Below are 19,287 nucleotides of genomic sequence, written 5' to 3'. Positions count from 1 at the left end.
GTCACGGCTCCCGCATCGCTTCCTGACCGATCGGCAGCATCGCGCCGAGAATGTATTTGAGGACGGTGCGGCGACCTACCTTCACGTCGGCGGTGACCGGCATGCCGGGGCTTACCGCGAAGTCGGCGGGCACACCGTGGAGAGCGACATTGTCGATGGAAATCTGCGTGCGGTAGAACAGGTCGGCATCGGCGGGCAGCATCGCCAACGAGCTGTTCGGCTCGCGCGCCTGCTCCCTGGCCGAGAACGAGTCCGGGCTGACTGTGCGGACGGTTCCGTGCGCCAGGCCATATTGCGAATAGGGGAAGGTATCGAACTTGATTGCCACGGGATCGCCGACATGAACGAAACCGCTGCTGCGGCCGACAATGTTCGTCTCGATCTCGAGCACCGCGTCCGCCGGAACCAGCGTGATCAATCGCTCGCCGGACTGCAGGACCGAGCCGACGGAGACCTTGGCCACCGACTGGACCGTGGCGTCGGCTTCGCTCCTCAGCTCCACCAGCTGCTTGCGAAGCTTCGCCTTGTTGAGCAGCTCGCGGGCGTCGGACATCCGCGAATTGGCTTCCGACAGGCTCTGCGAGACGTCGGCGCGCCAGCTTTGGATGTAGCCGTCACGCTCTGCCGCAATTGCAGCCTGCTGGCGCTTGGCCGCCTCGGTCGTCTGCTCGGCATTGCTGAGCGAGCGCGACATTTCCGCCGAATTGTCCTCGGCGATAAGCGTGTTGAGGCGGCTTCCGACCTGTCTTTCTTCGAGTTGCTGACGCATCTTTTCGATCGACGCCGCCACTGCCAGCCGTTGCCGATAGCCGTCGGCATCGGACTGCGAGCGTGAGATGACGGAACTGAGCTCGTCTTTCTGCCGGTCGAAGCTTTCCAATTTTGCGTCATAGACCGCCTTGCGGCGATCGAAGATCGATGCCTGTAATGTCCAGCTCGGGTCCAGCCCGTCGTAGCTGAAAGGCTTTCCATCGGCTTCCGCCCTCAAGCGCGCCACCTCGGCTTCGAGCGTCGTGACCTGCGTGGCCAAGGCGGTGAGGTCGGCCGAGGCAAAGGTGGCGTCGAGACGGGCGAGCACCTGCCCGGTCTTCACACGCTGTCCTTCGCGCACCTCGATCGAGCGGACGATCGCTGTCTCCAGCGGCTGGATGATGATGTTGGGCGTCTGCGAGACCACCAGGCCCCTCGTCGTGACCACCTGGTCGACCGGTATCAAGGCCGCAAGCGTGATCAACGCGACCACCATGCTCGTGATGATCCAGACGATGCCGCGCGCCACCCGTGGAATGGGCGCGTTGGCGACAGCCGTCGACGGCCACTGGAATTCGAGGATCGCGGGCGCGGTCGGATCGCTGGCCTCCGCCCGGCGCCGTCGGACAGGAAGGGTGGAATAGGTGGTGCTGCTCATGGCCAGGCGAGCTCAGACGGGCCGGGGCACGGCTGCCAGACGGCCATGGCGGCCATCAAGATGCCGGTTCTGCTGGAACCAAAGCTGGCGGTAGACGGCGCACCGCTCCAGAAGGACGGAATGCGGCGCAACATCGAGGACCTTGCCCTGATCCATGACCAGGATCTGGTCGCATTCGGTGAGCGAGGCAAGCCGGTGTGAGACGATGATAACCGTGCGCCCGCTGGCGATGCGCATGAGATTGGCGCTGACCACCGCCTCGCTCTCAGGGTCGAGCGCGCTCGTCGCTTCGTCCAGGATCAGGACGGTCGGATCGTGGATGAGCGCGCGGGCGATCGCCAGCCGCTGCCTCTGGCCGCCCGACAGGTTGGGCGACCCTTCCTCGATGTAGGTGTCGTATCCGTTCGGCATCCGTTCGATGAACTCGGCGGCACCAGCCAACTGCGCGGCGCGCATGGCGTCGGAAAGCGTCAGTCCGGGACGACCGGCGATGATATTGTCCCTGATCGAACCGCGGAAAAGGAAATTGTCCTGGAGCACCACGCCCAGTCCCTGGCGAAGATGGCGCAGGTTGATTTCCTTGAGGTCGACGCCGTCAAGCTTGAGGAATCCGCTGTAATCGCGATTGATCCCCTGCAAGAGGCGCGCGATCGTCGATTTTCCGGATCCGCTGCGCCCGACGATGCCGAACATCGAGCCTGCCGGAATCTCGAAGCTGACCCGGTCGAGCGCCGGCGTCTTGGTGCCGATGTAGCTGAAGGTGAGATCGCTGAAGCTGATTTCGCCGACGATTTTTGGCCGCAAGCCCGCGGAATTGGAGCTGCTTTCCAACGGGCGGTTGAGCACCGATGCCGCCTCGCCGATCGCGGCTCCGACCTCCTCGTAGTCTTCGACCAGCCGGGCAAGGCCGACCAGCGGCTGCGCGACGCGCTGCGCGATCATCATGAAGGCGAACAGGCTGCCGACCATGTAGCCCGAGCGGTCGTTCATGGCGAGATAGGCGCCGATCAGCATGGTGCCGAGGACCATGACGCGTTCGATAGGCGTGACGAGGGTTTGCGGCCAGTTGGCGAGCTGACCGAAGGCGAGACGCGCCTTGCCGGCATCCGCCACCCGTTCGTCCCACAGCGCCTTGCGTTGCGGTTCGAGGCCGAGCGCCTTCACCGTCTTTATGCCGACGACGGTTTCGCCGAGCGCCGCCGATTTCCAGGTCTCGGCATCGACCACTTGCTGGTATCTTCGGCGCAGCGGCACAAGGAAGGCGAAGATGATCGAGACGATCACGACCGCGCAGGCGAGCACCATCCAGGCGAGCGTGGCGTTGATGTAGAAAATGACCGGGATCAGCACGGCGAGCGTGATCAGATCCAGGAACGTGGTGAGAAGCTTTCCCGTCAGGAACTCGCGGATGCGATAGACCTGGGCGAGATGGTATAGGGTTTCGCCGGCCGGATGACGCTCGAAATAGTCCAGCGGCAGGCGCAGGAGCCGGCTGAAGACGTGCAGGTTCAGCTTGGTGTCCAGCCGCGCGCCGACGACGTTGACGATCAGTCGCCGCGCGTGACCGAGCAGCGTCTCGTAGACGAAGACGACGGCTATGATCGCACTCAGCAACGCCAGGGTCGAGATGCTGGAGAACTGCAGCACCTTGTTGACCACCGTCATGACGATAAGGGGGGGCAGGATGGTCAGGACGGAGAGCGTGAAGGAGGCGATGCCAATGTCGCGCAAGGGCCGGCTTTCGAGCCGCACGAGATCGACCAACCAGCCGAAGGTGAAGGGCGCGTCCGCTGCGATGTACGACCGCGCCGGCCGCAGCAGAACGGCCTCGCCCGACCACACCTGCAGTAGTCGCAGCTCGTCGATGGCTACGCCTTCCGCATCGTCCGGCACATCGACGCTCTTCAGGTAAACGACATTGCGCTCGGCGCTGGCCCCGGTAAGAAGGCCTGCTCCGCCGTCACTGAACAAAAGGACGACAGGCCCTGTCTGCTCGAAGCGCAGGAGATGTGACCAGCGGATGCGAACCGCGCGCGACCACATCCCGCCATTCTGCGCCCATTGGGAAAGATCGGCGGCGTTTGCAAACTTGCCCGCGCTCGCCGCCCTGAATTCGTTCGGGTCGAGTTCGAAACCGTGATAACGCGCGACCCGGATCATCGCCTTGAGGCGCGGCGCGACGTGCTCGAACTCGGCGGGACCGCCGGGAAACCGCCCCGCTCCGCTCTCACTGCCAGCTTTGCCGACCGCGTCCGCTTCCGCGTCGGAGCGGGTCGGGGTCGGTTGGGCCACCGGGCTCAAATATGCGCTCACCCTGCACTCCCCCTGCGACCTGCAAGCGAGGGCATGCTCCCGGCGCGCTGCGTCAGCCGGGGTTTCTGACAAGCCTCATCATAGTCCGGAATTGACCGCGGGACGAGCCCATTGCCCGCGCCGGAATCACGAGCATGCGGGCCCTGCGTTTCCGCAAGGCCCGCGCGCGCTGTTTTCGACCAACACTCACTCATTCGGCTTGAGAATATCCTTCAGAGCCTTCTTCAGCGTGTCATCGGTCTGGGCATAGCCGGCACCCTGCTTGCCCTTGTCCGAAGTCAGGTCGGAGGTCGCGCCGGACGGCTTGTTCTGGCTTTGGCCGAAGCCCTTGACCGTGCTGAGGACGTTCAAGAGATCGGTCGTCACCGAGCCGACAGCCTGGCTGACGAGCTGCTTGAGAGAGCCGTTGCCGCCGCCAGTGCCGCCGCCGTCGGACTGCAGGAACTTCTTGGTGTCCGTCAGCCCCAGCGTGTTGGCCGAGACCGTGGCGTTGCCGCCACCGTTGCCTTTGCCTTGGCCGCCGGCAGAGTTGCCCTGTCCCTGGTGCGAGCTGTTGTCGCCATTGTTATGGTCGCCGGAATTACCGGGCGCGTCCTGCTGGCCATTGCCATGCCCGTTATTGCCCTGCGGACCATGATCGCCGGTGTCACCGCCTGGGCCGGTCGCTCCGGTTGCCCCTGTCGGACCAGTCGCGCCAGTGGCTCCGGTCGAGCCGGTTGCTCCGGTTGAACCGGTGGCTCCAGTTGCTCCAGTAGCGCCGGTCGCACCCGTGGCTCCAGTTGCGCCGGTTGCACCTGTGGCACCAGTCGCACCCGTGGCTCCAGTTGCTCCGGTTGCACCTGTGGCTCCGGTCGCGCCTGTGGCTCCAGTTGCTCCGGTCGCACCCGTGGCTCCAGTTTCACCTGTAGCGCCGGTGGCTCCAGTAGCACCGGTTGCACCCGTGGCTCCGGTCGCGCCAGTCGCTCCGGTTGCACCTGTGGCTCCAGTAGCGCCCGTCGCGCCAGTAGCTCCGGTCGCACCCGTGGCTCCAGTTTCACCTGTAGCGCCGGTGGCTCCAGTAGCGCCGGTCGCACCCGTGGCTCCAGTCGCACCGGTCGCGCCGGTCGCACCTGTGGCTCCAGTAGCGCCCGTCGCGCCAGTAGCTCCGGTCGCACCTGTGGCTCCAGTAGCGCCGGTCGCACCCGTGGCTCCAGTAGCGCCGGTTGCACCCGTGGCCCCGGTCGCGCCAGTGGCTCCGGTCGCGCCAGTAGCTCCAGTCGCGCCAGTGGCTCCAGTAGCGCCGGTCGCTCCGGTTGCACCTGTGGCTCCGGTCGCACCCGTGGCACCAGTCACTCCGGTCGCGCCGGTAGCTCCGGTTGCACCCGTGGCTCCGGTCGCACCCGTGGCACCAGTTGCTCCGGTGGCACCAGTAGCTCCAGTAGCTCCAGTCGCGCCTGTGTCACCAGTCGCGCCGGTCGCTCCCGTGGCACCAGTTGCTCCGGTCGCGCCTGTCTCACCGGTCGCGCCAGTGGCTCCAGTCGCGCCGGTCGCTCCCGTGGCACCAGTTGCTCCGGTCGCGCCTGTCTCACCGGTCGCGCCAGTGGCACCAGTCGCGCCAGTCGCGCCTGTGGCTCCGGTAGCACCGGTGGCTCCGGTTTCGCCGGTCGCACCCGTGGCACCAGTCGCGCCGGTCGCACCTGTGGCTCCGGTCGCCCCCGTTGCGCCTGTGGCACCGGTCGCACCTGTGGCTCCAGTTTCGCCGGTCGCGCCAGTGGCCCCGGTTGCGCCAGTGGCTCCGGTCGCGCCGGTGGCTCCAGTAGCGCCGGTTGCACCCGTGGCACCAGTCGCTCCGGTCGCGCCAGTGGCTCCGGTCGCGCCGGTTGCACCTGTGGCTCCGGTTTCGCCGGTCGCACCCGTGGCTCCAGTTGCTCCGGTCGCACCCGTGGCTCCAGTCTCACCGGTCGCACCTGTGGCTCCGGTTGCACCCGTGGCTCCGGTAGCACCGGTATCGCCAGTAGCACCCGTAGCTCCGGTTGCGCCAGTATCGCCAGTCGCACCTGTGGCGCCCGTTGCACCGGTCGCACCTGTGGCGCCAGTATCGCCGGTCGCGCCTGTTGCACCCGTGTCACCAGTCGCACCCGTAGCGCCGGTCGCGCCGGTGTCGCCAGTCGCGCCTGTGGCGCCAGTATCGCCGGTCGCACCTGTGGCACCCGTGGCTCCAGTATCGCCGGTCGCGCCTGTTGCACCCGTGTCACCAGTCGCACCCGTAGCGCCGGTCGCGCCTGTCGCACCGGTGGCACCTGTGGCGCCAGTATCGCCGGTCGCACCCGTGGCTCCAGTATCGCCGGTCGCGCCTGTTGCACCGGTGTCGCCAGTCGCACCTGTAGCGCCGGTATCACCCGTAGCACCTGTGGCACCCGTATCGCCGGTCGCACCGGTATCCCCCGTGGCACCTGTCGCACCCGTATCACCTGTCGCGCCAGTCGCACCGGTATCGCCTGTCGCTCCAGTCGCACCAGTGGCCCCGGTCGCGCCTGTGGCGCCGGTAGCACCCGCCGGGCCTGTTGCACCCTGAGCGCCGGTAGTCGTGACGGTCAAAAGCCCCCCGGTAAAGTGATCGCCATCGTTGCCCGGGGCGCCAACGTTATTGATGGGCGCGGTCGTGAAAGTATAGGTCGGCGGAATGGTGGGGGGAACAACAGGGTCAAGCGTACCGTACAGGCGGAACCCAGAGTCATAAATAAGATAGGTATGCGTAGAATCCGGAACCGTTATAGTGATTGAAAAGTTCGGCGCGACTCCGTTTGCCGATGACGGAAGATTAAAACTTCCGACTACTGTGTCATCTGTAGTTGCTGCTGTGCCGTTCGTATCGACGAGATAGTAAGTATTAATACTTTTACTTGAGCCAGCATCCACTGTTCCAGTGAGCGTCAAATCGCCCGCAGCAAGAACCCCCGCGTAAGCTGCCACGCCTTCCGCGGTCAATGGTGGCAAGGCACCAGCCGATATCTCCCAGGCGCCGCCCAGAGCGGCTGCGCCAACCAGCGACGTCGAGGCACGAACATCCGCGCCCACCGCCTCCTCCAGAGCCGCCAAGAACCTCTCGCCAGCATCGCCGGATGCCGTTTCGCAGCTCCAGAGCCGAAGCTCGCCATGCACTGCGAGTGCCCTGCCGATTGCAACGAAATCATCGGCCTGTTCCTTCAATGAGGCGGCCGACCAGTCTCCTCCAGCTAGCTTCACGCGCCCCGGCGCGCCATGCGCCATGATGTGGACCGCGTCGAGTTCCTCCTGCCCTTCGAGGGCAGCGGCAATCTGTTGCGCGGCCGGTCGGCGGCTATCGAGCGCGACAGCCCGCACTTCGGGCCTCAAATTGCCGAGAACGGTCTGGATGTCGGAAATTGAAGAATCCACAAAGAGAATTTCAGAGGCACGGGCCATGACTGGCTCCTGTTGGCGTCAAATTCAATTCACGGGGAAACCGCCCACCGTTTTGGCGGGCGAGCGACAGGCAATGGATCGGACGGGATCACCTTCCGGATGCCCCGACGGCTCCGTCGGGTCTTTGAATAGTGGGGATCTCTACCCGCAGGAAGCTGGCGACCTGGAAGTTCCCCCCATCATCAAACGTGCCGATCGCCAATGAACCGGCGCTGCTTGGGACTTTGACCGTGAGCGCGACAGCGAGGCTTCGCTTGACGGCCTTGGGGAGCATGACCTGGCCCACGATCGCGCTTTTTGCCGTATCCAGGATGAAATAGGTTGCGTTCTCGGTCGTGTCGCCGATGGGCAAGACGCCGCGAACCGTGACTTCCATGACCGCAAAGCTTGCTGTGTAGCTCATCACATCCTCCTCGGTCGGCCTGCGCCGCTGTTTGTCCTGTCTCGTTCCTTGTCTTCAGTCGGTGCCCGGCGCTCGCAACCGGGCCGGGCGGGCCACAGTAACGGACGCCAAGGATTGTCGAATTCGGGAAGGGCCCTGTCGTTCACTGAACGAAATCATCGCCGAGCGCCTGCCGATCGCTGGGCGACCGTTGCGGGCAGAAAGATTCGGAGGAGTCAGGCGCGGGGCCAAGGCCGCATCGGCGCGGCACCCGCAGGTGGGCGGCAACACTCGAACCACTGTTCAACTCCATCACGCGTGTCGCGATCGCTCGGCGACGACCTGCGAGGGAACCCGGACTACTTGCGAGGGAACATCGATTGGGAATCGTCGAGCCTGGCTGACAGGCTGATGTTGAAACGACGGCACGCGCGTGTGCTGTCAAAGCCCCCTCGCAGGAGGTGGCTTTGTTCCCGGATACTCCACTAGCTTCGCAGACATCCGCAAACCCACGGCGTCCCCGCCCGGTCTGCGGCTACCCTCCCGTTGCATTAGATATTAGTAAATTCGAAATTTATAAACTTGTAAATGGGTTGGTTTACAACTTATGAACTATAAAGTTGTGGCCGGCCCATGGCCCCGGTCCGAACGGCGTTGAAAATCCGAGGCTTAGAGTCGGTCCGCCGTCGCGCGAAAAAAATCGCGTCGGAGCTGAAGATTGTTCCGACGAGCAAGCCTGGCCGCGGCGAAAGATGCCGGCTGACGATGGAGCGGATGCATCGGGTGCGGGGACGGAAAATGCAACTGGCCGTAAAGCCTTTGGCTGGTCGCACGATCTGGGCGACGAGCACCATAGAGTGTAAAAATCGGACCGATCCTCATCTAAAGGGATCAGTGTTCCAGATGACGCCGCAATGCGAATATGGCCTTGGTCCGCAGCCATCAGGGAGCCCTACAGTCGGCAAATGACGAACGGCAAGCGACTCTGCTTCAACATGATCGCCGGGAACGGACAGACGCGCAGCGTGCGCCGTTCCACCGAGGGATTGGCATGAGCACCATCGGCCTGTGCATGATCGTCAAGAACGAGGCCAAGGTCATCTTGAACTGCCTCGCCAGCGCACTTCCGCTCGTCGACTATGTGCTCGTCGTCGACACGGGCTCCACCGACGGCACGCAAGATGTAATCCGCGATTTCCTGGCCACCCACAACGTCCAAGGTGCCGTCATCGACGAGCCATGGCGGGATTTTGCATATAACCGCAGCTTCGCCCTCGAGCAGTTGCGCGAGGTGGAATGGGTCGACTATGCGATGATCATCGATGCCGATGACGTGCTGATCGTCGATCGCGACTTCGAGCCGATTGCATTCAAGTCGCGGATGGAACACGATCTGTATGACGTCGAGGTGTCGCATGGCGACATCTCTTTCTACCGCCCGCAGATTTGCCGCAACCGGCTGCCCTTCTCCTTCAAAGGTGTGCTGCACGAATATCTCGAGGCGCCTCCCGGGCCGATCACAAGGCTGAACGCCGAGGGCTTCCGCATTGCGACCGGACGTGGCGGAGCCCGCAGTCAGAACCCAAGGAAATATCAGGATGATGCGGCTGTCTTGGAGAACGCGCTCGCAACCGAGACCGACCCGTTCCTGATATCGCGCTACACGTTCTATCTCGCGCAGAGCTACAGGGATTGCGGCGAGCGCGAGAAGGCGCTGGAATACTACCTGAAGCGCGCCGATCTGGGTTTCTGGAACGAGGAGGTCTATGTGAGCCTCCTCGAAGCGGGCAACATGATGGCGGCCCTCGAGCGGCCATTCGAAGAGGTCGTCGGCGCCTACGAGCGTGCGACCCAGACAGTGCCGGCCCGCGGGGAGGCGCTGCATGCGGCGAGCCGTTATTGCCGTAACCAGGGCAGGAACGCCGAAGGGCAGGAGTACGCGGGGCGCGGTTTGGACCTCAAGGCGCCAGCCGGCTTGTTCGTTCAGCCCTGGGTCTACGACTACGGACTGCTCGACGAGTTTTCCGTCAACGCGTACTGGGCCGGCGCATACCGCGAGTCACTCGATGCCTGCCTGAAATTGCTGACCTCCGACAAATCGCCGTCGGACATGCTGAAGCGCGTGGCGGCCAATGCGCGATTTGCCGCCGGGAAGCTGCAGGTGCGCGAACCACCGCAGTTGGGACGGTTCGGCAGCGAAACCTTGATCGAACAGCACAAGCTAGTCCGGCAGCGTTCGCTGCGCTCGCGATTGAAGGGCATGCCGCGCGTTCTGATATCGATACTGGCAAAGCAAAAGGAGCCGTCACTCCCCCTTTACCTCGAATGCATCGAGGCGCTCGACTACCCGAAGGAATCGATCGTCCTCTACATCCGGACGAACAACAACACCGACAGGACCGAGCACATATTGCGCGAATGGGTGGAGCGCGTCGGTCATCTCTATTCGGCAATCGAGATCGACGCTTCGGACGTCGCCGATCGGGTCGAGCAGTTTCGCGAACACGAATGGAATGAGACGCGTTTCAAAGTGCTCGGGCGAATCCGCAACATAAGTTTGCAGAAAACGCTTGAGCATGGCTGCGACTTCTATTTCGTCGTCGATGTCGACAATTTCGTGCGCGCAGCAACGCTGCGAGAGCTTATCGCGCTCGATCTGCCGATCGTCGCTCCCCTGCTCCGCTCCATCTCGCCTGGCCAATATTATTCGAACTACCACGCCGAGATCGACGCGAACGGCTACTATAGGCAGTGCGATCAATATGCCTGGGTGCTCAATCGCCATGTACGCGGCGTCATCGAGATGCCGCTGGTGCACTGCACCTACCTCGTGCGCGCCGACGTGCTCAACGAGTTGACCTATGACGACGGCACGTCACGATACGAGTACGTCATCTTTGCCGACAGCGCCAGGAAGGCCGGCATCATCCAGTACATGGATAATCGGCAGGTCTACGGCTACATCACTTTCGGCGACCACGAATACCACGTGAGTGACGGGATCGAGCGCGCACGAGAACTTTTGCAAAACGCGGGCGACACTCCTGTGTTTGCCGGCGCCACGATCCCTGCATCCGCGCCGGCATCGCCCAAACCTGACGAGTCGACGGCTTCGTCGCAAATTCACCTGATAAACCTCGACCGCAGCGTCGAGCGCTGGAACAAATATCAGAGCAACAACTGGCATCTGAGGCGCGAAACGGTTCGCGTATCGGCGGTTGACGGGGCGTCGCTGGACAGGGATGAGCTCATCAAGGAAGGCCTCATAACTGCCGATTGCGCATACCCCCCAGGCACGTTGGGATGCGCCCTGTCTCACATCAATCTATGGAAGCAGTCAGTTTCGCAGAATAAGATAATAACTGTCTTCGAAGACGACGTTCGATCTTCATTCCAATTTGTAGAGGAAGCGGCCACTTTAATGGCCCAAGCGCCGGCGGATTGGGATATCATACAATGGGGCTATATATTTGATCCTTCCTTCATATGGCTCGATCTAGGCTTCTCGAAAGCCAAGCTGGAATTCTACGATCGGCGATACAGCAAAAGAGGAACCTCGTTCCAGTTCGAGAAATTCCCCAGATCGCTCATCAAGGTCGAGCATTCATTTGGGCTGCAGGCCTACACGATCACGCCAAAAGGCGCGCGCATACTTCTCGAAAAATGTCTCCCCCTGCGCAGCAGACTGATCCCATTTCCTGGAACCGCCGTCGTCCTTGACGACACCGGCATCGATTGCGCGATGTGCGGCGCATATACTTCGATGCGGGCCTTCGTGTGCATGCCCCCGCTCGTTATTCTGGACGACGAGTTGCCTTCGGATCGAATAGCGATGGATCACCCGTAAAGGGCGCTCGCCTGTTGGCGGTCGTGTCCGATCTCCGGCTCAAAAGTCCGACCAACGGGCTGATATCGCTTTGATGAACCGACGACAGTTTACGGCGTTAACCGTCACGTCCTTTGGCCCGGTTTCCCCACCGCGGTGGATTCTGGGCAGGAGTCTGGCGGCCATGATGTCCGTGAATGCCCAAGCTGAACCATCGGCCGGGTTGCTTCGCGCTCCCGTCGAGCTCGCGGGCGACTGGGGTCGGATGCTTCATGGTGCCGTCGTTCAGGTCGTCGAGCGGATGCGGCACGCTTGCCTTGACGGCGTCCGCCTCGTCTCCGACCGCCAGCCGACGCGGCTGCGCATCGAGGAGCATACATCCGGCACGCCCGCCATCTGGCTGCACCCTGATGGGACCAGCATGGCGTGGATCATCGTCGACATCGGCGAGCGGGACTGGTCGAAGCTTGCCTATCAGTTCGGCCATGAACTGGGTCATGTGCTTGCCAACAGCTGGCAGGCCGACGCCAAGCCTGCGCTGCCCTGCCAATGGCTCGAGGAAGCGATGGTGGAGGCCTTGTCGCTGCATGGCCTGGGACGCCTGGCGAAGGACTGGAAGCAAAACCCTCCCTTCGCCGGCGACAACGCCTTCGGAGACGCCATTGCCGACTATCGCGCAAACATCGTCAGAGGCTATAGCGCGCTCGCCGGCAGCCAGGGGCTTACCAGCGATGCCGCGGCGTGGTTCCACGATCATCGCAGCGAGATCGAGGTTCCGGCCCTCAATCCGTTCGCGCAAGCGATGTCCCTGACGATTCTCACGGAATACGAGCAGGCTCCGGACTGCGTCGAGGCGCTTGGCGCACTCAACCGCTGGCCCGGTCGCAGCGGGATTCCCGTCGGCGAATATTTCCGGAAGTGGAAAGAAAGCTGTGCCGAATTGCACGCGTCACCTCAGTTGCCGCTCCGCTTAGGCGAACTTTTGGGGATTCTGCCCCGCACCAGGTGAGGCGTGGCCGGCAAGCTGTTGCACCGCATTTGTTGCCGGGCAATTCGGGGCGTACGGCTCCCCATGGCCATTGCCGAATGCCCGCAGTGCCTCCTCGCACCATACCGAGCTTCAGCCGATGTCCGCTCAGCGCCGGGAGCCGCCCATGGTCGTGCATGCCAGCGACATCGCCGGCACCGCCGTCGAGGGCGAGCGCCGTGGCTTCAAGCGATCCTTTGCTCGAGCTGTGCCATTTCCGCGTTCTGCCGCAGGCCCGTTGCGACGACCGACACCCGGAACTTTCCCGCCAGCGCCTGGTCGAAGATGGCACCGACGATAATGTCGGCGTCGGCATCGACCTCTTCGCGTATCCGCGTCGCAGCTTCGTCGACCTCGAACAGTGTCATGTCCATGCCGCCGCAGATCGATACGAGCAGGCCCCTAGCGCCGGTCATGGAGGCTTCGTCGAGGAGCGGATTGGCGATTGCAGCCTCCGCCGCCGTCCTTGCGCGCCCCTCTCCGGAGGCCTCGCCGGTTCCCATCATCGCCCGGCCCATGTCCCGCATCACTGACTTCACGTCGGCGAAGTCGAGATTGATCAGGCCTTCTTTCACGATGAGATCGGTGATGCAGCCGACACCCGCGTAGAGAACGCGGTCCGCCATGGCAAATGCGTCGGCAAACGTTGTCCTGGCGTCGGCGACCCTGAAGAGGTTCTGGTTCGGGATGACGATGACGGTATCGGCGCTCTCGCGAAGGCGTTCTATGCCTTCCTCGGCGGCCTGCGTCCTGCGCTTGCCTTCGAACACGAACGGCTTGGTGACGACGGCCACCGTCAATATGCCGGCATCGCGCGCGGCGCGCGCAATGATGGGCGCGGCGCCGGTCCCTGTGCCGCCCCCCATGCCGGCGGTGATGAAACACATATGCGTTCCCGCCAGATGATCCATGATCTCATCGATGGATTCCTCTGCCGCCGCGCTGCCGACCTGGGGCAAGGATCCGGCCCCCAGGCCCTCGGTCACATGCGCGCCCAACTGAATCAGTCTTGGCGACTTCGACATGGTGAGTGCCTGAGCGTCGGTATTGGCAACGACGAACTCGACCCCTTGCAAGCCTTCGGCAATCATGTTGTTGACCGCGTTTCCGCCGGCGCCGCCGACCCCCACTACGGTGATCTTAGGTCTCATCTCCAGGATTTCCGGCTTGGCCGTCATTGTGATCCCTCTACGGCAGGCACCCGCCGCGCCGCACCATGCGGAGCCGGCGCAGCAAGCGCACGAATCAGGCGATCCCCACCGACATTAAGGAATCAGAGTAGGCGCCTCGCTGCAAGGCCAGGCTGAGACTGCCGTCAGGCTGAGCTATCCGAGAGTCTGACTGGCAAGGGCATAAGTCATGGGTGCGGCTGCTCCGCCGACCGAAAAATCGGCGAGGCGTTTGCCCATCGACATGGTCAGTACCGTGTCGAAGACCGGCATTCCGCTATGCGACAGAAAGGCGGCCTGGCCGCCGGCAGCGCATTGGAGCGGTTCAGTCTGGATCGAGGCGTTGGTCGCTGCCACCGCCCTTCGCTGCTATCGGGCTTTCGCCCGATACAATTGCCGATTCCGCGTCGGAATGAGATGAACAGCAGGGATTCCGCCGTAAGATGACCAATTGCGCGATCTGATCCGCACAGAACCTCGCTCTCACAAACTCTTCAGGCGACTGAGATCGGCCATTGTGGCCTTGCGCTCGACGATGGTGCGACCAAACTTGTCCTCCATCCTGAAACGGCCGTTCTCGATCCTCTCCTTCATTCCGTTCCGGTGCGTGACTTGGATGCTGCTGCCACTGACCTCGACCTTGTCGCCGGTCGCCGCGTTCACATGATCGTCGACATCGGCGATGCTGGCGGCACTGCTGGAGGCGCTGCTCGTCGCACCCTTGCTGTTGCCGCTGTTTCCGCGGCTGTTGCTGTTTCCGTTGCCGTTGTTGCCGCCCGAGTTGCCGTTGCCGCCATTGCCATTGCCTTTGCCGGCATAGGCCTTGGTCACGACAGAACCTTCTAAAGGGAGTTGAAGAGGCGCGACGACAAGCGCCAGCACAGCGAGCGCCCGCAAGCCAAGCCTGCAGCTCATACGCGGTGCGCGCATCCCATTCTCTCCATACCGGCCTTCGGCCAAGCTACCCCACCGGCAATGTCGCCGCACCTGCATCCCCAATCGGCGTGTCCTGGGGAAGCGGGCCTTTGTCCAGTTTTCTCAGGCTTTGTTTCGTGAACATATCTGACTTACGCCTCCTCAACCGGATGCGGTCTGGCGCCGCCGCGCGTCCGGCCGCCTTCTCCATCCCACGCGCTTCGGTTTCGTCGGTCACTCAGGTCGATTCGCGACGCCGATACCGGAAGTGATCTGGCCCGTCGGGATTTGGCCTAATTTTAAGCAATGCTAATGGAAAGCCGGCCTAGTTGGGGTACACTCGCGGCTTGAAGCGCGTCGCGTTCGAACCGCCTTTTGTGAGGCGCTCCACTGTCTTGCGTTCAAGCATGTGGCAAACGCGGGGCATTCTTGGGCGACATGTTCTGGAAACGGTTGCGCCAATGCTGCTCGAGCGAGAGGGACCTCTCAAAACTTTGCTGGCTGCCGCGGCCAGTGCCGCCGAGGGGCGGGGTGGCATCGTGCTGCTCGAAGGCGAGGCCGGGATAGGCAAGACTTCGCTGCTGCAGGAATTCACCGACCGCGCGGGCGAAGGCTGTCGGGTGTTGTGGGGCTGGTGCGAGGCGCTTTTCACGCCCCGTCCGCTCGGGCCTCTGCAGGATATGGCGCGGGCGCTCGACCCCGAGGTCGCAGCGCTGCTCGACCAGGGAGCCGCGCCCGAGCGGCTCTTTCCCGCGCTCCTCGACGCGCTTCAGCACCGGTCAGGAACCACGGTACTCGTTTTCGAGGACGTGCATTGGGCCGACAATGCGACGCTCGATCTCATCCGATATCTCGGCCGTCGCATTTCCGTGCTTCGCGCCTTGCTGGTGCTGAGCGCGCGCAGCGACGAGCTCGTCGCCGACCATCCGCTCATGCATATAAGAGGCGACCTGCCGGCGGCATCGCTGACCCGCATCGCGCTGAAGCCGCTTTCGCCCCAGGCGGTCACGGCACTCGCCGAACAGTCCGGCCGCGCCGGCACCGATCTTTACCAGATCACCGGGGGCAATCCGTTTTTCGTCTCCGAGCTTCTGGCGAGCAGCGAGGCGGAGCCGGGGCACGTCCCCGATTCCATCCGCGACGCCGTGTGGTCGCGGTTGTCGCGCCTGACGGCCGGCGAGCGCGAGGTGCTGGAGATGATGAGCATAGAGCCGGGCAGCGTGGAGCCGTGGCTGATCCGCGCCCTTCTCGGTGCCGAGGTCGACGCTGTCGTGGACCGCTGCGTGGCTCGCGGATTGCTGCGGCGGGACGCTCAAGGCGCCCTGACCTTCCGCCACGAGCTGGCCAGGCAGGCGACGCTCGAGCGGCTGTCACCCAGCCTTCAGCGGTCGCTTCATGCCAAGGCGGAGGCAGCGATGGCAAGGCTGCCGGCAGCACAGGCTGGCGCCCAGCTTGCGCGCCGGGTGCATCATGCCGCCGCCGCCGACAACGGCGCGCGCGTTCTCGAACTCGCGCCGCGGGCCGCGGCGCAGGCCGCGCGGCTGGGGGCGCATCGCGAAGCCGCATCGCATCTGGCGACCGCGCTCAGATACATCGCGCAGGCGCCGCCGGCCGAGGCCGCCCAGCTCTACGAATCCTGGGCCTACGAGGCCGGACTGGCCCTGCAGGTCTATGACACGATCATCGAAGCGCGGCATCGCGCCATCGCGCTCTGGCGGGAACTCGGCCGCCCGGACAAGGTCAGCCTCAACCTGCGCAACCTTTCCAGGCTGCATTGGCGCCGCGGCGAGGGCGAGCAGGCGGAGCACTTTGCCAACGAAGCGGTGCGCGAGGTGGAAAACCTGCCGCCCGGGCCGGAACTGGCGATGGCCTACAGCACCTGCTCGCAGCTCCATATGCTGCACTACCGCTTCGACGAGGCGATCGAGTGGGGCCTGCGCGCGATCAGCCTGGCCGACCGGCTGGGCGAGGTCGAAACGCGCGTCCATGCCTTGAACAATGTCGGCACCTCGCTTTTGTTCGACGACCGTCCGGGCGGTCGCGAACGGATGGAGGAAAGCCTGGCGCTCGCGCTCGAGCACGGGTTCCACGACCATGCGGCGCGGGCCTACACCAACTATGCCGAATATGCGGTCGTGTCCAAGGACTTCGCGCTCGCCGAGCGGCTGCTCTCCGAAGGCATCGTGTTCGCCGCCCGGCATGACCTCGATTCGCCGGCGCAGTATCTGCTCGGCCGGCAGGCGCAGCTTCGCATGGAACAGGGCCGCTTTCGCGACGCCGAGACCATAGCGGAAGGCGTGATGAAACTGGAACGCCTGCCGGTGGTCATGCACCTGCCGGCGCTCACCGTGCTTGGCAGGGTGCGCGTGCGGCTGGGCGAACCCGGGGGCCCTGCCCTGCTGCAGCAGGCGCTGGAGGAGGGACTGCCGACCGGCGAGCTGCAACGCATCGTGCCGGTCCGTATGGCGCTGACCGAGGCCGCCTGGCTTGCCGAGGACCGCGCGGCCGGCCACGAGCAACTGGCGGCGTTGGCCGCGATGGATCTCGCCAACTTCCGCCCTTCCGATCTCGGCGAACTGGCTGTGTGGTGGCGACGATGCGGGATGGAGGAGCCCCTGCCGGCGCCGACGACACGCATTCCGTGGCGGCGCGCGGTCGAGCTTTCCGGCGATCCGTTGACAGCGGCCAGGGAATGGGAGCGCCTGGGCCTCCCCTACGAGGCGGCGCTTGCGCTGATGCAGGTGCGGGGCGCGGATGCCGCGATGGCTTTGGCGACCGCCGTGACAAGACTGGAGGCGATCGAGGCGCGTCCCGCCGCGATGCTGGCGCGCAAGCTGGCGCAGCGCCTGGGCATCGCCGGCCGGCTGCCGAAGGTGCGCAGGGGTCCGTACACGGCCGCCCGCCAGCACCCGCTCGGCCTGACGCAGCACGAGCAGCAAGTGCTCGCGCTGATCGCGGAGGGCAAGAGCAACAAGGAGGTCGCCCGGACCCTGTCGCGATCGCCGCGCACCATCGAGCACCAGGTCTCATCGGTGCTCGGCAAGTTCAACGCCGCCAACCGGATGGAAGTGCTGCTACGGCTGCGCGGCGAGCCGTGGCTGCTCCCTACCGTCGCCGCGCCCTGATCCGAAGCCTTTCGTTCCTGGTTGAATCGGTTGCCGGAGAGTTCCCGCCGGCGGACTTCCACTTTGTCAGCGGCTTGCCGTCGGAGACGCAGGACCGGTTTAAATGGAAAGCGCTGTAGCGAAATTAGGAACGCGACAGCCGAAATTTGGGTGATCGTACCGATGTGCGAGAAAGCCGCGGCGCGTAGGCTCAAGTCGGTTGATGTCCCGGGCAGGCCGCCTGTCCGGGAGTTGGCTGAACCGAAGGAGAGATAGCGATGACCAGACGTTTTGGCGCATTTGCATTTGCGCTGCTCGCCGCCACGGGTGGCGCGGCGGCATCGGAACTGGTACCGGGCAGCGGCCACAGCATCCAGCTCGGCAGCTTCAGCGGCGCCGTCTACTACACGGTCGAGCAGGACGGCTACCGGGTCGTCGCGACCATGGCTTCCGGGGCCGAGCAGCAGCCGGTCCGCGTCGTCTCCACGCTCGCGCCGGGCCAGCGCATGATGATCTCCGTGCCGCAGGCCGTCGGCCAGCCGTCGATCGATTTCGAAATATTGCGCGACGGCAAGGCACTGCTCGTGAGCGACCCGAACTTCGTTCCGGCCACCACCGCGGAGAACGACCTGACGACAGATAGCGCGGAGCCGGTCAGGACGTCTGCCACCGCGCCCTGAATCGGGCTGGTCGGCATCGTTGGGGGCGCCCATTCCATCGTCATCCTGAACCGGCGTAGCGCAGATCTTCGGGATCCTGTGCCATGACTTCAGAACGTTACGACGGCGCGGAGTTCTGTTCTGCCGCGTTTTGCGGCGGAGGGGTACGACATGGATCCAGGGGCTCCACGATGGAGCTTCGCTCCTGTCTCGCCCGGGAACGACCGAGTAGGGTGATTTCGGCCTGTCGGTCCAGCGAATGGATCGCTGCCGCTGTCGGATGACGGACAGATGGGTAGCTTGCTGCAGAGGGTTGTCCTGGCTTCCGCTGTCCTGAGCTTCACGGCCAGCGCAGGAGCGGAGGCGCGCGATGCCGCCGCTCCCGGAAAGTTCTACAGGGTCGTGGACGGCAAGGCGGATGCGCGGACCTATGACGGTTTCAGGCGTTATCATGCGGGCTGTGACCGCTGCCACGGCCCTGACGGCGTGGGGTCGACCTTCGCGCCGTCCCTGGTCAGCCGGCTGCCCGACATCGACGCCTTCCGACGCGCCGTGCTCAACGGTCGTGCCGACGGCGGCTCGGTGATGAAAGGCTTCGCCGGCGATCCCAACTTCGCACCCTATGTGGACGAAATCTACGCCTACCTGCAGGCCCGTGCTGACGGCTCGCTCGGCCGCGGGCGACCCGGCAGACTGCAGCCGTAGAAAGCCCTGGAGCGTCCGCTTCGAACCGGATCGATGGCGATGTTCTTCGCCGACGAAAAGAATGGCCGCCGGCCGTCGCTGCGTTTCTATCGCGGTGGACAACTCGTGAATTCCGACCCTGCGGCATCGCGAATTGGCTATCTCAACGGATCGATCACAGCGCCAAGATGGGCGGCAGATTCAGATACTCCGAGGCGCTCGGCGAGGAATATGGCCTCGCCGAGCGCCCAGACGTTTTCGGTGCGGCTGCCACGCCCCCGCCGCGGCAATGCGGACTATGCCGCCAAGGCGCCTGACTTCTTGGCCGTCCAGGTGGCGATGTAGTCCATCAGGCCTGGGTTGAGGCAGTCATAGGG

At 64.1% G+C, this 19,287-nt stretch carries 12 protein-coding genes and 2 pseudogenes; 5 read left to right on the top strand and 9 right to left on the bottom strand.

The window, feature by feature from the left end; all coding sequences use genetic code 11:
• Position 1: 1 nt before the first annotated feature.
• The 5 genes and pseudogenes from P9236_RS00070 to P9236_RS00050 all read right to left on the bottom strand — a co-directional run bounded on the left by P9236_RS00070 (position 2) and on the right by P9236_RS00050 (position 7,547).
• Positions 2–1,408, bottom strand: coding sequence for an HlyD family type I secretion periplasmic adaptor subunit (locus P9236_RS00070; RefSeq protein WP_278072569.1), 1,407 nt, complete (start codon positions 1,406–1,408; stop codon positions 2–4).
• Positions 1,409–1,420: 12 nt separating this feature from the next.
• The gene (locus tag P9236_RS00065; protein WP_278072568.1) at positions 1,421–3,721 is read right to left on the bottom strand and encodes a peptidase domain-containing ABC transporter; all 2,301 of its coding nucleotides are present in this window, start codon (positions 3,719–3,721) and stop codon (positions 1,421–1,423) included.
• A gap of 186 nt (positions 3,722–3,907) precedes the next feature.
• Positions 3,908–4,087 (bottom strand): hypothetical protein, encoded by a 180-nt coding sequence (locus P9236_RS00060; RefSeq protein ID WP_278073060.1) that lies wholly within the window; start codon positions 4,085–4,087, stop codon positions 3,908–3,910.
• 2,622 nt (positions 4,088–6,709) lie between these two features.
• Positions 6,710–7,144: pseudogene (locus P9236_RS00055) on the bottom strand (DUF4347 domain-containing protein); the annotation flags it as partial.
• 88 nt (positions 7,145–7,232) lie between these two features.
• Positions 7,233–7,547, bottom strand: a complete 315-nt coding sequence (locus P9236_RS00050; RefSeq protein ID WP_278072567.1) for a hypothetical protein — start codon at positions 7,545–7,547, stop codon at positions 7,233–7,235.
• Positions 7,548–8,577: 1,030 nt separating this feature from the next.
• On the opposite strand from P9236_RS00050, the gene P9236_RS00045 reads away from it, so the two are divergent.
• Both P9236_RS00045 and P9236_RS00040 read left to right on the top strand, forming a co-directional pair.
• Complete coding sequence (locus P9236_RS00045) at positions 8,578–11,373, top strand: glycosyltransferase family 25 protein (protein ID WP_278072566.1); 2,796 nt, start codon at positions 8,578–8,580, stop codon at positions 11,371–11,373.
• A 163-nt stretch (positions 11,374–11,536) separates the two neighbouring features.
• Positions 11,537–12,361 (top strand): hypothetical protein, encoded by an 825-nt coding sequence (locus P9236_RS00040; RefSeq protein ID WP_278072565.1) that lies wholly within the window; start codon positions 11,537–11,539, stop codon positions 12,359–12,361.
• A 203-nt stretch (positions 12,362–12,564) separates the two neighbouring features.
• On the opposite strand, the gene ftsZ is transcribed toward P9236_RS00040, so the two are convergent.
• The 3 genes from ftsZ to P9236_RS00025 form a co-directional block, all read right to left on the bottom strand.
• Positions 12,565–13,557: a cell division protein FtsZ gene (ftsZ, locus tag P9236_RS00035; protein WP_278072564.1), complete on the bottom strand. Its 993-nt coding sequence runs from the start codon at positions 13,555–13,557 to the stop codon at positions 12,565–12,567.
• 147 nt (positions 13,558–13,704) lie between these two features.
• Positions 13,705–13,905, bottom strand: coding sequence for a hypothetical protein (locus P9236_RS00030; protein WP_278072563.1), 201 nt, complete (start codon positions 13,903–13,905; stop codon positions 13,705–13,707).
• Positions 13,906–14,031: 126 nt separating this feature from the next.
• On the bottom strand, positions 14,032–14,379 hold the full coding sequence (locus P9236_RS00025; protein ID WP_347405161.1) for a hypothetical protein: 348 nt from the start codon (positions 14,377–14,379) through the stop codon (positions 14,032–14,034).
• Positions 14,380–14,924: 545 nt separating this feature from the next.
• Here P9236_RS00025 and P9236_RS00020 point away from each other — a divergent pair.
• From P9236_RS00020 to P9236_RS00010, 3 genes are all read left to right on the top strand, one after another.
• Positions 14,925–17,588: a LuxR family transcriptional regulator gene (locus tag P9236_RS00020; RefSeq protein ID WP_278072561.1), complete on the top strand. Its 2,664-nt coding sequence runs from the start codon at positions 14,925–14,927 to the stop codon at positions 17,586–17,588.
• Between the two features lie 257 nt (positions 17,589–17,845).
• Positions 17,846–18,247, top strand: coding sequence for a hypothetical protein (locus P9236_RS00015; RefSeq protein WP_278072560.1), 402 nt, complete (start codon positions 17,846–17,848; stop codon positions 18,245–18,247).
• A 270-nt stretch (positions 18,248–18,517) separates the two neighbouring features.
• The gene (locus P9236_RS00010) at positions 18,518–18,931 is read left to right on the top strand and encodes a c-type cytochrome (protein ID WP_278072559.1); all 414 of its coding nucleotides are present in this window, start codon (positions 18,518–18,520) and stop codon (positions 18,929–18,931) included.
• 275 nt (positions 18,932–19,206) lie between these two features.
• On the opposite strand, the pseudogene P9236_RS00005 reads toward P9236_RS00010, so the two are convergent.
• Positions 19,207–19,287, bottom strand: a pseudogene (locus tag P9236_RS00005) (aldehyde-activating protein); the annotation flags it as partial.

This window comes from Mesorhizobium sp. WSM4884 (assembly GCF_029625675.1).
Taxonomy (GTDB): domain Bacteria; phylum Pseudomonadota; class Alphaproteobacteria; order Rhizobiales; family Rhizobiaceae; genus Mesorhizobium.
Note: the sequence above shows the minus strand (reverse complement) of the source record. Positions and strands in the feature narration are given on the sequence as shown.

Bases quoted from the DNA above. Each gene is read 5' to 3' on its own strand.
- P9236_RS00070 (WP_278072569.1), bottom strand. From the start codon at position 1,408: ATGAGCAGCACCACCTATTCCACCCTTCCTGTCCGACGGCGCCGGGCG.
- P9236_RS00050 (WP_278072567.1), bottom strand. From the start codon at position 7,547: ATGAGCTACACAGCAAGCTTTGCGGTCATGGAAGTCACGGTTCGCGGC.
- P9236_RS00045 (WP_278072566.1), top strand. From the start codon at position 8,578: ATGAGCACCATCGGCCTGTGCATGATCGTCAAGAACGAGGCCAAGGTC.
- P9236_RS00040 (WP_278072565.1), top strand. From the start codon at position 11,537: ATGATGTCCGTGAATGCCCAAGCTGAACCATCGGCCGGGTTGCTTCGC.
- ftsZ (WP_278072564.1), bottom strand. From the start codon at position 13,557: ATGACGGCCAAGCCGGAAATCCTGGAGATGAGACCTAAGATCACCGTA.
- P9236_RS00020 (WP_278072561.1), top strand. From the start codon at position 14,925: ATGCTGCTCGAGCGAGAGGGACCTCTCAAAACTTTGCTGGCTGCCGCG.
- P9236_RS00015 (WP_278072560.1), top strand. From the start codon at position 17,846: ATGACCAGACGTTTTGGCGCATTTGCATTTGCGCTGCTCGCCGCCACG.
- P9236_RS00010 (WP_278072559.1), top strand. From the start codon at position 18,518: ATGGGTAGCTTGCTGCAGAGGGTTGTCCTGGCTTCCGCTGTCCTGAGC.